10 protein-coding genes are annotated in these 15,014 nt (G+C 65.9%); 2 read left to right on the plus strand and 8 right to left on the minus strand.

Annotated features, from left to right (window positions below; translation table 11 throughout):
• The first annotated feature begins 217 nt into the window (after window positions 1–217).
• Together G0D83_RS08900 and G0D83_RS08905 are read left to right on the plus strand one after the other, a co-directional pair.
• A complete protein-coding gene (locus tag G0D83_RS08900) occupies window positions 218–2,299 on the plus strand; it encodes a M13 family metallopeptidase (RefSeq protein ID WP_164192202.1) in 2,082 nt (693 codons plus the stop codon).
• 113 nt (window positions 2,300–2,412) lie between these two features.
• Window positions 2,413–2,751: a hypothetical protein gene (locus G0D83_RS08905; RefSeq protein WP_164192204.1), complete on the plus strand. Its 339-nt coding sequence runs from the start codon at window positions 2,413–2,415 to the stop codon at window positions 2,749–2,751.
• A gap of 119 nt (window positions 2,752–2,870) precedes the next feature.
• On the opposite strand, the gene G0D83_RS08910 is transcribed toward G0D83_RS08905, so the two are convergent.
• The 8 genes from G0D83_RS08910 to G0D83_RS08945 form a co-directional block, all read right to left on the minus strand.
• The gene (locus tag G0D83_RS08910; protein ID WP_164192206.1) at window positions 2,871–3,242 is read right to left on the minus strand and encodes a hypothetical protein; all 372 of its coding nucleotides are present in this window, start codon (window positions 3,240–3,242) and stop codon (window positions 2,871–2,873) included.
• Window positions 3,239–3,907, minus strand: a complete 669-nt coding sequence (locus G0D83_RS08915; protein ID WP_164192208.1) for a CPBP family intramembrane glutamic endopeptidase — start codon at window positions 3,905–3,907, stop codon at window positions 3,239–3,241. Before G0D83_RS08915 ends, G0D83_RS08910 begins: the two co-directional genes overlap by 4 nt.
• A 14-nt stretch (window positions 3,908–3,921) precedes the next feature.
• Window positions 3,922–4,821 (minus strand): META domain-containing protein, encoded by a 900-nt coding sequence (locus tag G0D83_RS08920; RefSeq protein WP_164192210.1) that lies wholly within the window; start codon window positions 4,819–4,821, stop codon window positions 3,922–3,924.
• A gap of 11 nt (window positions 4,822–4,832) precedes the next feature.
• Complete coding sequence (locus G0D83_RS08925) at window positions 4,833–5,795, minus strand: L,D-transpeptidase (protein ID WP_164192212.1); 963 nt, start codon at window positions 5,793–5,795, stop codon at window positions 4,833–4,835.
• Window positions 5,796–5,835: 40 nt separating this feature from the next.
• Window positions 5,836–6,189, minus strand: coding sequence for a hypothetical protein (locus tag G0D83_RS08930; protein ID WP_164192215.1), 354 nt, complete (start codon window positions 6,187–6,189; stop codon window positions 5,836–5,838).
• Window positions 6,190–6,193: 4 nt separating this feature from the next.
• Entirely contained in the window at window positions 6,194–7,066 is an 873-nt protein-coding gene (locus G0D83_RS08935; protein WP_164192219.1) for an SH3 domain-containing protein, read from the minus strand.
• 103 nt (window positions 7,067–7,169) lie between these two features.
• A complete protein-coding gene (locus G0D83_RS08940) occupies window positions 7,170–11,918 on the minus strand; it encodes a VCBS domain-containing protein (protein WP_164192223.1) in 4,749 nt (1,582 codons plus the stop codon).
• A 1,713-nt stretch (window positions 11,919–13,631) separates the two neighbouring features.
• Window positions 13,632–15,014, minus strand: coding sequence for an HlyD family type I secretion periplasmic adaptor subunit (locus G0D83_RS08945; protein WP_164192226.1), 1,383 nt, complete (start codon window positions 15,012–15,014; stop codon window positions 13,632–13,634).

Raw genomic sequence — 15,014 nt, forward strand, 5'->3', positions numbered from 1 at the left:
GCCCAGGTCAAATCGCAAATCTCGTTGACCTGGCAGCGGTGCGCATCGACAGCACCGAATGAGGGCGGGCTGTGGGCTGCAGGCAGGTCCGGGCCCTGCCTTGGCACGCTGCGCGCCAGCGCACGCAAAACGGTGGCCAGGACATGCCAATGCCGGTAACGTGTTGGTGAAAAGCCTTTTCAACACCGATCTTACTTTCATGACCGGAGCCCTATTGATGATTGTGCGCCCCATGTTTTCCTTGGCCTGTTCCCTGGCAGTGGGGCTGTTCTCGGCAACCGCCACGTCATCCGCCGCGCAAGACGCGGGGACGGTCGGCGCCGATCAGCTCGGCTTCTCGGTCCGCAACATGGACCAGAGTGTCGACCCGGCGGAAGACTTCTACCGCTACGCCGCCGGGGGCTGGCTCGTGCGCATCGACCGGCCGGAGAAACATCCGAAATACAGCATCTTCACCATCACCGGCGAGATCGTGCAGGCGCAGGTGAACGAGATCTTCGCCCGCGCCGCCGCGGAGGCCGAGGGCGCACCCAAGGGCAGCCCGGCGCAGCTCGTGGGCGATTTCTACCGCGCCTACATGGATACCCAGGCGATCGACGCCCGCGGCATCACCCCGATCCAGGCCGAGCTCGACCGCATCGATGCCATGACCGGGCTGCCCGACCTCGTGCCGTTCCTCGTGCGCATGGACAGGATCGGCGGCCCCGGTGTCTTTCTCGGTTTCGGCCATACCGAGGGCATGCTCGACAACAGCCAGTACGAACTCGCCTTCGCAAGCGCCGGCTTCGCGATCAACCCGAACTTCGCGAGCGTGCTCGAAGAGCCCGACGACGGCGCCCGGCTGATTGCCTACCGGACCTTCTTCGCCGAAACGCTCATGGTGGCAGGCTACCCGCCCGGAGACGCCAGCCGCATCGCGCGCGCGTCCGTCCAGATCGAGCGGATCCTCTATAGCGGCGTGCTGTCGCCGGTCGAACGGGCCGATCCGCAGATGCGCTACAATCCCATGACACTGGCCGAGGTTCAGGCGCAAATCCCCGAGATCGACCTGTCCAAGCTGCTCGAAGCGGCGGGCTACCCCGAAGGGATCGAAGATGTGGTCCTTGCCTCCCCGCGTTACCTGCCGGTTCTGTCCGAACTGCTGCGCACGCGGCCGCTGGAGGAGATCAAGGACTATCTCAAGCTGCGGGTGATCCTGAGCTTCGCGCCGGTCATGTCGACCGAGTTCCAGAAGCCCAACCTGGCGTTCTCGAGCGCCCTGCTGGGCAGCGCGGTGCTGCCGCCGCGCGAGGAGAGCGCTTTCCAGCTCATCGCCGATGAGCTCGCGCATCCGCTGGGGCAGCTCTATGTCGAGGCCAACCTCTCCGACGAGGCGCGGGCCACCGCCGAAGAGATGTTCACCCGCATCAAGGCCGTGTTTGCCGAGCGCATTCCGACCCGCGACTGGCTGAGCGAGCAGACCCGTGTCCAGGCATCGGAAAAGCTCCGCGCGCTGACCGCGAAGATGGGCGGGCCGGAAGAGTGGATCGATTACTCCGACGTCGAGATCGGCGCCGACCCCGTCGCCAACCTGATGGCGATCGCGGCCTTCGAGCATGCGCGCTACATGGCGAAATACGGCGGCCCGGTGGTGCAGGACGCGTTCAACAACGCGTCGACCCGGCCCACCACCGTCAACGCCGCCTACAATCCCGGCATCAACGGCTTCGAGGTGCCCGCGGCGATCCTGCAGCCCCCCTTCTTCGAGCCGCAGAAGGACGCGGCGGTCTGGTTCTGCCGGATGGGGGCCATTCTCGGCCACGAGATGACCCATGGCTTTGACTCGATGGGACGGCAGTTCGATGCCAGCGGCAACCTGCGCGACTGGTGGACCGCGGAAGATGCGGCGCAGTTCGCTGCCAAGGCCGACCAGCTGATCGCGCAGGCCAACACTTACCAGATCGCGCCGGGGCTGATGGCCAACGGACCGCTCGAGGTCGGCGAGAACATGGCCGATCTCGGCGGCATCACCCTCGCGCACGAGGCCCTGCTCGACTACCTCGAAGAGCACCCGCAAGAGAACGTCGAGATCGACGGCTTCACGCCCGAGCAGCGCTGCTTCCTGTCCTGGGCGCAGAACTGGACCTCGAAATCGACCGAGGCCTATGATCGCCTGCTGGTCGCGGGCGATCCGCACGCGCCGTCGCCCTACCGCGCAATTGCCGCTCTTCAGCACCTGCCGGCCTTCTACGAGGCCTTCGGCATCGAGGAAGGCGATCCAATGTGGCTGCCGCCCGAGGAACGGATCACCGCCTGGTGATCCACCGGCCAAGGTCCGGGGCCCCCACCACGCAGCGAGCCTTGGACGCCCCCACATGGGAACCAGACCTCACGACCAAATCCAGAAAAGTTTGCGAGGGATAGGAGTACTCAATGAAGTCACCACTGATCGCCACCGCGGTCCTGCTGCTTTGCGCAGGCTGCATGGAAGACACGATGAGCGGTACGGGGGCCAATAGCACCGGTGGCACGGCCTCGGGCACCATACGCGAACGTTCTGATGGCAATTACGCCTTGGGAGTAACCGTCGCCGGCGGCGCCTTCTGCTCGGCGGTCTACAGCGATCCCAAACCCGGCGGCAGCGAAATCCGCCCGCTCGCCTGCACTGGCGGGCAAAGCGGCAATGCCACCGTTCTCTATGACGACGGCGGAAAGCCCAAGAGCGCAACCTACGGCGGTCTCGAGATCGGCAGCGGAACCGTTCGGTTCTGAGACCAAGTTGGGCCCGTGCCGCTGACCTCATGGGTGGCACGCCCCTCCGGCCAAAGACTTAGCAAAAGGCCACTGCGACGGACCAGAGCAGGCTGATCGCGCGAGGCCGCCCACGCAGGTCATCCGAACACGGCGGCCCCGTCGAGAATACGGGCGATCACCCCGGCAATGAGCCCAGCGAGCAGGAGCACCAGACCGGCGCCAGCCAAGAGCAGAAACGTTGCGAGGCGTGACAGAGGGCCCTGCATTTCCTCGCCATGCGCCGCAATGGCTCGGGCCAGAGCCGTGATCTCCCCTTTAATGCCGAAGAGCAGGACGGCGAGGCCGAGAAGGATCGCGCTGACCGTCAGGCTGATTGCCACGTACCGGGGCGCGGTGGTTGGACCATCGGCGAGCAACAGGCTCGCGATGATGAGCCCGGCAAGCCCCGCGCTCAGAGCCCAGGCAATCGAGAAGACAGCGCGAAAAATCCGCAAGTGCCATCGGCTCATCGCGTTGCCATCCCTGCGGCCTGCCGGTCACCGGCAGGTGGCGCGCGATGCACATGACGCAAGAGCCACAGCGCGTAGAGCAACCCGGGGAGCACCAGCGCCAACGGGATCAGCAGCAGACCGGAACAGCTGGCGACGAGCGCCTGTCGCAACGCATCCGCAAATGCGCCGGTGATGACGCCGTTCAGCACATGCACCGCGCCGAACAGAACCGACGTCAGCAGGATCGCCGGCCAAATCTTCATCCTTTGGCGAAACGCACGATAGAGCACGCCGCGAAACATAACCTCTTCCGAGACCCCGACGCAGGCGGTGTTGAGCAGGATCAATGCGCCCACCCCCGCAGAAGGAAGGCCCAGCAGAAGTGCCAGCAGCATTTGCAGCGCCACAAGCAGCAGCGGAAACCAAAGCAACCGAAGCGTGCCACGCTCGGGCGCGTTGAGCCCCAGATCACTCCAGCCCCGCCAGATGCTCACTACGACCAACATCGCCGCGGCGAGCACGACCTGCCACAGCACACCCTGCGTCACAATCTCATCGAGCCCGCGCTCCGCCGGCCGAAGAAGAAGCGCACCGCCAAATGTAATGACAGTCCACGCAGCCAGCGTCGCAAGAGCCCAGCCGATGCGGGATGGTCCTGCCGGTTTGGCTTTGGCGCATGACATGGTCTTCGCCGCGCCTACCCGCCCGCGAACGGCGAAAGCGGTACGCTCAACGTTGCCGTGTCGGTCACCACGCTCAGTCCTTCATTGATCGGGGCAATTTGCGCGGGCACGTCTGTCTCTCCGTCGGATAGGGCAAGTTCCGTGCCGTCGTAGCTGAGCAGCAGGTGGCGGTCTTCCGGCAGGTACACCAGCATTGTGCCGCCGCCTCTGCCCTCCCGCGAGACGCCGAAGTCGCAGCGTTCTACCGCACCGCCCGAGAGCTGGCAGTCAAGCCGCCCGATCTCGTCGAAAAGCTCTGCGGCGGCCCGACGCATCGCCGTCGCTGCGGCGAGATACTCCGCAGCGGCCCATCCGTCCGTGCCGCTATTGTCGATGAAGCGGACCCGGCACCAGGCGCGATCAGGTCGCTCCTCGCAGCCATCGTTCTTCATGACGCGGCCCAGCGAGGCACGGGCGCGCACGCCACTGGCCGTGCTCGGCTCGGATCGAATGTTGAGCGTGGCATCGACGCCGCTGACGATCACATAAGCCGCGTCGCGAATGTCGGGCGCGCGCTCCTGCGGGATCAGCAACGCGGTCACGCCAGCGCCGGTCAACCGAAGCCCGTCGCCCTCGGACTCCACGCGCGCGCCGCTTCCCAGAAGGTCGCGCAGACGCGCTTCCTGCTGTGACAGCGACGCCGGGCAAGCCACGCGCGTGGTCGCTAATGGCAAGGTCAGCGTCAATCTGCCGTCCTCGATCTGTCCGTGGCCCGAGAGACGGTTGCAGCCCGTGTGACCCGAAAGCGCCCCGTCCTCCTCGAGGGTCAGCACAGGGGCGCCTTCGGTCGGGGCGCCGTTGAGTGCGGTGATGTCCCAGCTTGCCGCGCTGGCCGGTGTCGCGATGAGCGCAAGCAGAGTGGCAAGTCTATGCATGGAGCCCCCCATCAGGACATGATCACGAAATCCCGGCCTGAACGCCGGTCAGGATGCAATGGCAAGTCGGTGAAGACAAAAATCATTCCGGGATGACTGCGTTCCGAGATTAGACTGGAGAACGCGTCATCCGAGCGCACCCGCGTCAGGTCGTGCTCTGCGCGCGCCGCATCATCGTAGGTCAGCGCCTGCCACCTCATGCCCCGTGTGCCATCATCTGGCCCGTTCAATACATAGACATGCGGCCCCAGCGGGCGGCCGTCCCAGATCAACGGGCCCTCCGCCACCTCGCGGTCGTTCTCTATCAGCAGGATACGTTCATCATGGGATGATGCGATCATCGAGGTGATCGGATGCGCTTCATCCAGATTCCAGTCAGAGGGATGTTTCCGCAGCTCAAGCGTTGACAGGATGCGTTCGAACTCGTCCTCGCTGTAGGCGCCGAGGATCAGCCCGGGATGCACCACGCTCTGAGGTGCGCTGCCGGATCGACCGATAATCACCGGTGTGCCCAGATGCGTCACCTCGAACAGCCGCGCAGAGAAATCAAGCGGCAGCCGGATGCATCCATGACTCGCCGGGTATCCGGGCAGATTGCCCGCGTGCAGCGCGATGCCGCCCCATGTCAGCCGGTTCATGTTCGGCATCGGCGCGTTGTTGTAGGTTGAGGAGTGGTGATCGCGGTCCTTTTGCAGCACAACGAAAACCCCGGTGGGCGTCTCGTGCCCCGGTTTGCCAGTGGAACAAGTCGACACGGCGATGCGGATCCCGCCCCGGTAGACATGCACCCGCTGTTCGTCGATCGACACGACAACGGACACCGGACCGTATGGCGAGCGCTCCGGGTGCCATGTGAACTCACCAGGGTGCAGCGCATTCACTTCCTTGAAGACATGCTGGCCGGCCAGAGGACCCGCCATCAGGGACAGACCGCCAAGGGCGGCGCCCTTGGCGAACATGCGTCGGTTCAGCATCATTGTTCGTCCTTCTTGTCGGATCAGGTGGGGGTCGTCATCAGGGAACCGGCGCCTCCCCCAAGCCTGCCACGTTGCCGGCGCTGTCAGATTGGCAGACCCATTGGGTCTGGCTGCCGCGCAGGCTCATCCACACGCCCAGCCCAGCCTCTGCGCGCAACACGTAATCGACCCGCGTCTCGTCAACCGGCTGGCCCGCCTCTGCCGCCAGGGCTGCGCGGCACGCGGCCTCCGCCACCTGCGTGGCCTCGGAGGATTGATCGTAGGCAGGTCGCTCGGCCGGGGCATCTTGCCAGTTGGAGTCAGGCGTGTCGGGACTGCAACCGAACAACCCCAGCACTGCGAGGCTCAGTAGTGCGTAAACTCTGCAGCGAAAGCTCATCATGCGCTCCATTCTCTCATTGCATCCGGGCGACCCAGAGATCCGAGGCGATCAGCTCCGCCTCCGAGCAGCTGGATCCCGCGTTGATCCGCTGTTTCTCCGGGTTGAACAGCACCGTGCAGCCCGACGACCAGCTTGCCTCGACCTCGCCCGTCGGGCGAACGTAGAGCGAAGGAGCCACGGGGCTGCTGCTGGGGATGCTCACGCCGGGCTGGCCCGACGCCGCCGGCCCGCCGCTCTCGCGCAGGTAGGCTCCCGAAACCCAACCATCCAGCGCCCCGTCAGGCGTCTGGACATGGCACCAGCGGCCATCGCCGCTGCCCCGGCAGCCGAGGTTGCGCAGGACCTGACCGTGGTTCGCGCGCCCGACAACCGCGCCATCAGCGGACGGGCCGGAGCGGATGTTCAGCCCGCTCGCGGTCACTTCCCAGAAGTCGGGGCCGCCGGCATTTCCGTCGGCAAAGTCAGGTTCCGGCGGGGTAATCGCGCCGCCGATATGAATCGACAGGGAATAGTCGGCGGTCTCCTCGCGGCGCGCCGCGTTGCGCATCAGGAAGACGCGGATGGTGTACTCCCCATTCGCTGGCAGAATGCCGTCAAAATGCGTGCCATCCGATGCTCCGACGAACAGCGCACTGTCCGCACCGGGGGCCATGATGTTGAAATAGTTGCTGAGGTTCGACGTGTTTAGGTCGACGACCATGCGCTGACCTGCGCTGGCACCGAGCTTGTAGTCGATCCCCTCGTACCCAGTGATGCTGTCCCGAATGACGGTGCCGGACGTGCCCGCATCGAACTGCACCTGACGGGTCTCCATCGGTTGGCTCAGCGCCGGCGTTGCCAGCGTCGCTGCGAGGCACAGCGCCGCGAGCATAGGTCGAAAAGTCATAATTGAGGTCTCCTCGATCGGACATTGGGAGCGGTCAACCTCCGCTCGGAACCGTGGTGGCTGCGTCCAGTCCAGCGCGACGGATAGGAAGGCAGGCGCTGTCTCATCCCTGATGGTCGTCCTGCGGCGGATCGGATGGATCGGTATCGATCACGTCCTCGGCAGATGAGGTTCCGGGGTCCGGCGTGGGAGTCTCATCAAAGGCTGATCCTGACCCCTCGTCGAGCGCGACCAGCCGGGCGCCATCCACCCCGTCTGGGAGGAAACCATCGCCTGCTGGAATGCCAAGAGCCTCTGCGTAGGGATCCGCGGTCGCATCGGGCAAGGGGTCGGTCGGCGCGGCCTCCGGCGGAGCGCTGCCCACTATCGCGCTGAGGTATGGGTCAGCCGGTTGCGGCGAGACCACAGGAGCCTCCGGCGCATCCGGCTCCCCTGACAAGGAGGAAATATCAACCTGGCCCTCTGCTTCCGGAACCGTCACGTCGCCCCCGTATGACGCCGCGTGCGGCTCCGCATCATCTGCGTCCACAGACGGCGTTTCTTGCTCTGCAAGGTCGGGGATCTCCTCCGACGCTGTCGCAGTATCCGGCGCATCGTCGAAAATTGTTTCGGCACCCGGCGCCGGAGCAGGCGTGGTCGGGCCCGGATCCATCGCGACGGGTTCGTCCAGCGTGGTCACGACGACCGAGCCATCCGGCCCGGTGCTCTCGACCTGCAGCGACACCTGAAAATCGCTGTTGTCCCCCGGCGGCAGCTGCGCCGTCATGGCATCGGTCGCCCATCCCGCGAGGTCGATCTGCTGCGTCGGTCCGTTCACCGTGACGGAGGTCATCCCGTCGCTCACCACCGTCCCGGCAAGAAAGCCCGACACCACGACGCCGGTGACGCGATCATCGGGATCGGTCGGTGCGCCCGGATCGATCTCAAGCTGCAACATCGCGCCCGGTGGCGGAACGGCAAGGCCCGTGTCGACTGCAATGGCACGGGTGCTGAGTCCGCCGAACTCGGACAGGTCGTGAACCCCCGCCGCGTCGATGATCTGCCCGCCGACGCTGCGCACATCTACCAGCAGCCCCTCGCCGACGTCCACCTGGGACGCCAACGGCCCCGCTGCGACCTGCCCGTCGTCCAGCTTGTGATCGGCCATGGCGAGATTGAAGATATCGCCCTCGTAATGTTCGTGCGGGTAGAAGACCGGGTTGTCGCTGTTCACGTGCTGCACCTTGCCGCCGACGACCAGGTAGAGATCATCGGGCATCGTCTCGCCCCGGTGATAGTCGCCCATCGTGGCGTGCAGCACTCCGTTGTCATAAAGGTTCAGATCGCCCGACTGGCTGTCCCATGTCAGCGTAATGCGGTGGCTGTCTCCGTCGCCGAGATTGATGCCGGTGATATGGTCATTCGCCCCGCCAACCCTGAGGTTGCCGGGGTTCCACAGCGTCAGGAAGTTGTTCTGGTTGTTCGGGATCGGATCGCTTGGGGAGCCCATGTTGAACACGACGGGGCCCTGATAGTTCTTGGTGTCGGGGACCGGGTCGGCGACAACCGTGAACTCGATGGTGAACTCGCGCACGGCAGAGCCTTGCACCTGATCGATCTCGATGCGGCCCAACTCGCTCGACGGGCCGGTGTTGATCACCTCCTGCTGCGCGGAAAGCACCAGCCGTGGTGCAGTGCCGTCGGTCACCTGTGTGACGTCGATCAGGGCGGGCACGGCCACCTGCTCTGAGCCGTCGCTGATCGTGACGTTTAACGGCACTGCGTCCTGCGCGAAATCCGGAGCCGGGGTGAAGGTGAAGGTGCCATTGCCATTATCCGTGACGACTCCATGTGCGGCATCGACACTCACGCCCGCGATGGACAATGAATCCCCGTCCGGATCGCTGGCGTTCGTGGCCTGCAACAACTCGGCGGCGGTGAAGGTGCGCGGCACGTCCTCTGCGGTGGCTCCCAGATCTCCAGGCGTGGCCACCGGCCCCATGTTGCTGCCCACGATCGTCACGGTCAGCGCGTGAGGCGTACCGTCGACGCTGGTGATGGTGACGCTGTCGGTCAGGCTCTCGCCCAAGCCGAGCGCCTGGATAGCGTCCTGACCGTTCAGCGCACTGTAGGTCCAGCGGCCATCCGCAGCCAGCGCGAAGCTGCCATACGTTCCTGCAATATCGGTTTGCGGCACGAAGGCGGCCTCGCCGCTGTCCGGATCCGCGATGTCCAGATTGCCATACGTGATCAGTGAGCCCTGGATCACGTCGAGGTCTTCGGTCACGCTACCTCTGTCGATGCCGGTGATGACCGGAACATCCCCCGTTCCCGAAATGGTCACGGCAAGATCATGCGTGGTGCCGTCAGTGCTGGTGACGGTAAGCCGGTCCTCGAGCGTTCGGCCGGGCACCAGCGCCTGCACCTCCGACAAGTGGTTATCCAGCTCGTAGCGCCACTGCCCCGTTTCCTCCATGAAGAACCGACCATAGCCGCCGGAGCCTGTGTCCCCGGACACCGGATTAAACGTCGCCTCCCCGGCATCCGGGTCGAGCACGGTCAACTGACCGGTAGCGGTTGGCACCATGTCCTCGGTCACGGCGCCTTTATCCGCGCCCGCAATGACCGCAGGGTCACCGACAGGTTTCAGGTCCATGACGGCGGTCGCCGAAACCACAGCCCCATGGGTGTCGGCACCCTCGAAGGTGAAGGTCACCGGGCCGGCGTAATCCGCGTCGGGCTGGAAGGTCCAGGAGCCGTCGACATTGGGCGTCACTGTCCCATGATCCGCGGTCGGAGTGCCTACGATATGCAGTCCATCACCTGCGTCTGGGTCCTGCATCAACGCCAGCAGCTGTGTCGCGGTTATGATCCGCAGACTGTCCTCATACCCTTCAGGCAATGTTACCGCCCTTGACACGACGGGCTGATCGTTCTGCCCAACGACCGTGATTTCGAGCGTTGCGGACGCCTGCGCGCCCTGATCGTCGGTCACGCTGACAGGGATCTTCAAGAGCAGATGATCGCCCTCACCAAGCGACTGGTAGGCCGCATCCGACGGATCAAAACGCCAGGCCCCATCCGGCAACAAGGCAAATCCGGCCGGCGCCGCGCCTTCAAGGCGGTAAGCGAGGGTCTTGCCGACGTCGATGTCCGATCCGGTCAAATGTCCGGTTACGACCGGCCCGTCTTCATATGCCTCTAGGGGGTCGGCTGTCAGAACGGGGCCATCGTTGCTGCCCTGAATCGTCACAGTTAAGTCGTGCGTCGTGCCGTCGACGCTGCTGATCGTGACGCTGTCTGTCAGCCTATCGCCCACGCCGAGCGCCTGTATCGCGGCCTGACTGTTCAACGCACTGTAGGTCCAGCGCCCATCCGCAGCCAGCGCGAAGCTGCCGTAGCTGCCGCGGATGTCCGTGTGCGGCACGAAGGTGGCCTCACCAGCGTCTGGATCCGTGATGTCCAACACGCCGAACGTGATCAGAGCGCCCTGGATGACGTCCAGATCTTCGGTCACGCTGCCGCTGTCGGTACCGGTGATGAGGGCAGCATCGTTCTCCGGTCCAACGTCCACATGCAGCAGCAGATCGCTGCGCGCCACCTCCCCCCCGGCCTCGGCGGTTGCCTCGATGAGGATGTCCATTCTGCCATTGAAGTCCGGCGGCGGCGTCACCTCGACCTGCCCGCGCGCTTGCACAGAGACGCTCCAGGTTCCGTCCGCGTTTCGTGTCGCATTGGCCACCTGTGCCCCGGGCGGCAAGCCCGACAGGGTGAGCGCCAGCGTCTCGTTCGAGTCGGTATCGCGGATATGTCCCGAGAGGTTGAGCGAAATGGGCTGATCCTCGATGGCGTCGATGGTTAGCTCCGCGATCCCGGCGGTGACGGTTTCCGCAGCCGTCTGCCCCGCCGCGAGCGTCTGCACGGACAGGGTCGGCGTGTCGATCGCACCTTCGATGGTGATCGTCACCACGCTCCGATGGCCGTCGATTGTCTCGACCTCGATGAGGTCGGTCAGACGGTGATCGGGGCCAAGCGCTTGGATCGCGTCTTGGTTTTCCAGCGCGACGTAGCGCCACTGCCCATTGGCGGCGATCTCGAGCGTGCCGTAGTGACCGACGATCTGATCCGCCCGGAACCCGTTATCGCCGAGATCGGGATCGCTGATCGTGAGTTGCCCCGTGATCTCAATGGTCTCTGCTGCCGCAGGCTGGGGTGTTGACCTGTCCGAGTCCGAGAAAGGCAGGCTCTGGACGGTGATCAGCCCCTGCCCCATGGACGGATGATAGCCCATGTCCATCAGCTTATGCAGGACAATATCGTTGATTGTATCTGACCATCGGGCGACAAATTTTGGGTCAAGGTCCGCCAGATGCATGGCCTGCCCAGGCGGGATGCCGAAGGCCTTCGGGTTCTGCTGGATCTGCCAGAGCACCTCCTGTGCGACCGCCGACTGCACCTGTGGCGGCACCTGTTCCAAATGTTGGCCGAGCTCCGGGTTTCCAGCATCCGTAAGTCCACCGATCAACGCATCGACATTCGGGGGAAGCTCACTGACGGTGCCTGTCCCGCCGGTCACGACTGGCGCATCATCGGTGCCCAGTATGGTGACTGTGATGTCGTGGGGCGTCCCGTCGAGACTGGTCACGGTGACCGTATCAAACAGGATATCTCCGGAGCCAAGCTGCTGGATCTGCGCGAGCGCGTTCTCCGCCTGATATGTCCATGAGCCGTCGCGCAGCAGGGTGAAGCTGCCGTAGCTGCCGGCTTGGCCGAAAATTGGCACGAAGGCCGCCTGCCCGGGGTCGGGGTCTTGGAGCGACAGCTGACCTCCGGTCGTGAGCATGCCCTGAACAACGTCCTTGTCCTCGGTCACCTGACCTGCGTCTTGCCCGCCAATCACGGCAGGATGATCTATCTGTGGCGTGGGCGTCCCTTGATCCACCGGCTGCGGCTCCGGCAGCGGCGTGCCCTGCGGGGTCGGTTGTGGCCCGGGCGTCGGCGTCCCTTGATCCACCGGTTGAGGCTCTGGCAGGGGAGTGCCCTGCGAGGTCGGCTGTGGCCCCGGCGTAGGGGCTCCCTGCTCCACCGGCTGAGGCTGTGGTTCCGGGGCGCCCTGTGAGACTGGCTGCGGCCCCGGCGTCGGCGTCCCTTGATCCAGCGGCTGCGGCTCCGGCAATGGGGTGCCCTGCGGGGTCGGCTGAGGACCTGGCGTGGGTGTCCCTTGATCCAGCGGCTGCGGCTCTGACACCGGCGTGCCCTGCGGGGTCGGCTGAGGGCCCGGCGTGGGTGTGCCTTGAGCCACCGGTTGTGGCTCCGGCAGTGGAGTGCCCTGCGGGGTCGGTTGAGGGCCCGGCGTGGGTGCGCCTTGATCCACCGGCTGCGGCTCCGGCAGCGGAGTGCCCTGTGGTACCGGCTGAGGGCCCGGCGTGGGGGTCCCCTGATCCACCGGCAGCGGCTCTGACAGCGGCGTGCCCTGCGGGGTCAGCTGTGAGCCCGACGTGGGTGTGCCTTGATCCACCGGTTGTGGCTCCGGCAGCGGCGTGCCCTGCGAGGTCGGCTGTGGCCCCGGCGTAGGGGCTCCCTGCTCCACCGGCTGAGGCCGTGGTTCCGGGGCGCCCTGTGAGACTGGCTGCGGCCCGGGCGTCGGCGTCCCTTGATCCACCCGTTGTGGCTCCGGCAGCGGCGTGCCCTGCGGGGTCGGCTGAGGGCCCGGCGTGGGGGTCCCTTGATCCAGCGGCTGCGGCTCTGACAGCGGCGTGCCCTGCGGGGTCGGTTGAGGTCCCGGCGTCGGCGTCCCTTGATCCACCGGTTGCGGCTCCGGCAGCGGCGTGCCCTGTTGGACCGGCTGTGGCCCAGGCGTCGGCGTCCCCCGATCCACCGGCTGCGGCTCCGGCAATGGGGTGCCCTGCGGGGTCGGCTGAGGACCTGGCGTGGGTGTCCCCTGATCCACCAGCTGCGGCTCCGGCAGCGGCGTGCCCTGCGGGGTCGGCTGAGGGCCCGGCGTGGGGGTCCCTTGATCCACCGGTTGAGGCCCCGGCAGCGGCGTGCCCTGCGGGGTCGGTTGAGGTCCCGGCGTCGGCGTCCCTTGCTCCACCGGTTGAGGCTCCGGCAGTGGAGTGCCTTGCGGGGTCGGATGAGGCCCCGGCGTGGGTGTCCCTTGATCCACTGGCTGCAGCACCGGGTCTTGAGTGACATGCGGAGGCAGCCGTGGGTCATTGGGCGGAAGGAAAGGAACGGTCGGACGCGGCTCTGGCTGAGGCGTGACCGGCGGCGGTAGATGGGGATCGCGGGTCGGACCCTCGGGAACGTCGTCGGGCAGGCCCGGCTGCAGGCCGCCTACCCCCTGCGTGCGGTCTTGGTCCGGTGGACCAAGGTCCGGCGGCCCATGGGGCGCCGTCTCGCCCTCGCCGCCCGCAGCATCGGGCACCCTGGTCTCGTCACGCCAGCCAAAAGCCTCTTCGGATTGACCATGCCGGGGGTCCCTCGCGTCCTCCGGCGTTCCGGCCAGACGCGACCAAAGCCGGTGCAGAAGACCAGTGGCGGGCTTGTCGTCCTCGGGCGATGATCCGGTCATGTCGTCGTCCCCCTATCGCTCGGTCAGCGCAAGATCGAGGTTGGTGAAGACCGGCTTCCACAGATACGCAAAGACGGTCTTGCTGCCGGTGGTGATATCGGCCTCGCCCGTCATGCCCGGCAGCAGGGCGAAGCGCTGAGGATCGTCCCCGAAGAAGGACCGCGGCAGCTCGATCAGCACCTCATAATGAGACGCCCCGTGGTCATCGGTCACCGTGGTCGGAGAGACCTCGGAGACCCGCCCCTCGAGCGCCCCGAACCGGCTGAAATCGAAAGCGTCGATCTTGAGTCTCACCGGCTGTCCAACCGTCACGAAGCCAACGTCGCGCGGCGTGATCGCGCCCTCGAAGCGCAGCGACACGTCGCGGGGCACGATCTCGGCCACCAGACCGCCCGCCTCGATGAAGCGGCCGACCACGGTCTCCGGCAGGCTTTGGACGATGCCCGCCACCGGGGTTCTGAACTCGGTTTGAGCAAGGCGCCGGATCAGCCGCGCGATGCGCTCCGCCACCTCGAAAAGGTCGCTGTTGACCTCGGCGATCCGGGCGCTGGCGGTGTCGGCTTCGCCTACGTCGACCTCGGCAAGGCGCTGTTCGAGCTCCGCCATGCGGGCTTGCAGGACCGCGGCGCGCCCGGTCAGCTCGGCGAGCTGGAAGTCGTAGTCCGCCTCGATCTGGATCGACTCGACGAGATCGGCCTGTGGCGCCAGTCCCCGCTGCTGAAGGCCCTCGAGCATGCTGACGCGTTCGTTTGCCGCGGCGCGCTGCCGCTCCACCGCCGGGCGTTCCGAGGCAATTGCGTCAAGCTCGGCGCTGGCCGAAATGATCTGCTGCTGCACGAGGGTTCGCGCATTGTCCAGGTAGTCCTTCCGGGCCTCGAAGACTGCCATCTCTCGTGCGATCGCGTCGTCCACATCGTTGGCAGGCAGACCCAATTCACGCGCACTGGGAACCTGAGGAAGCGAGGGGAAATCAGGCTCGACCGCGCGCGTCCGGACCGGACCGAAATCTGGCATTCTGCCCTCGACAAGCGCGGTCAGCCGCTCGCTCTCCAGCGCCAGCCCGAACGCCTGGCTGCGCGCCTCGCGCAATTGCGACAAGAGTTCCGCCGCATCGAACTCGACGATGAGCTGCCCCGCCTCGACTTGCTCTCCGAGCGCCACGTGAACCGCCCCAACAGCGCCGCCAAATTCGCTTTGCAGACGCTGGGTGGAGCTTTCGGGCTCCACCGCGCCGCGCGCCCGCACGACTTCATCCACCGGGGTGATTATCATCCAGCCCAGCAGCAGGATGAGGCAACCGAGCACCGCAAGGCTGGCGATCCGGGCCAGCCGCGCCACCGGCGCGTCGTTCAGTTCAAACCGCTCGAGCGGCGGGATTTCGGCTCGATTTGCCAT

Origin of the sequence: Salipiger sp. PrR003 (assembly GCF_010500785.1) — a bacterium.
GTDB classification, from domain to species: Bacteria; Pseudomonadota; Alphaproteobacteria; order Rhodobacterales; family Rhodobacteraceae; genus Salipiger; species Salipiger pacificus_A.

Bases quoted from the DNA above. Each gene is read 5' to 3' on its own strand.
- G0D83_RS08900 (WP_164192202.1), top strand. From the start codon at position 218: ATGATTGTGCGCCCCATGTTTTCCTTGGCCTGTTCCCTGGCAGTGGGG.
- G0D83_RS08905 (WP_164192204.1), top strand. From the start codon at position 2,413: ATGAAGTCACCACTGATCGCCACCGCGGTCCTGCTGCTTTGCGCAGGC.
- G0D83_RS08910 (WP_164192206.1), bottom strand. From the start codon at position 3,242: ATGAGCCGATGGCACTTGCGGATTTTTCGCGCTGTCTTCTCGATTGCC.
- G0D83_RS08915 (WP_164192208.1), bottom strand. From the start codon at position 3,907: ATGTCATGCGCCAAAGCCAAACCGGCAGGACCATCCCGCATCGGCTGG.
- G0D83_RS08920 (WP_164192210.1), bottom strand. From the start codon at position 4,821: ATGCATAGACTTGCCACTCTGCTTGCGCTCATCGCGACACCGGCCAGC.
- G0D83_RS08925 (WP_164192212.1), bottom strand. From the start codon at position 5,795: ATGCTGAACCGACGCATGTTCGCCAAGGGCGCCGCCCTTGGCGGTCTG.
- G0D83_RS08930 (WP_164192215.1), bottom strand. From the start codon at position 6,189: ATGGAGCGCATGATGAGCTTTCGCTGCAGAGTTTACGCACTACTGAGC.
- G0D83_RS08935 (WP_164192219.1), bottom strand. From the start codon at position 7,066: ATGACTTTTCGACCTATGCTCGCGGCGCTGTGCCTCGCAGCGACGCTG.
- G0D83_RS08945 (WP_164192226.1), bottom strand. From the start codon at position 15,014: ATGGCAAATCGAGCCGAAATCCCGCCGCTCGAGCGGTTTGAACTGAAC.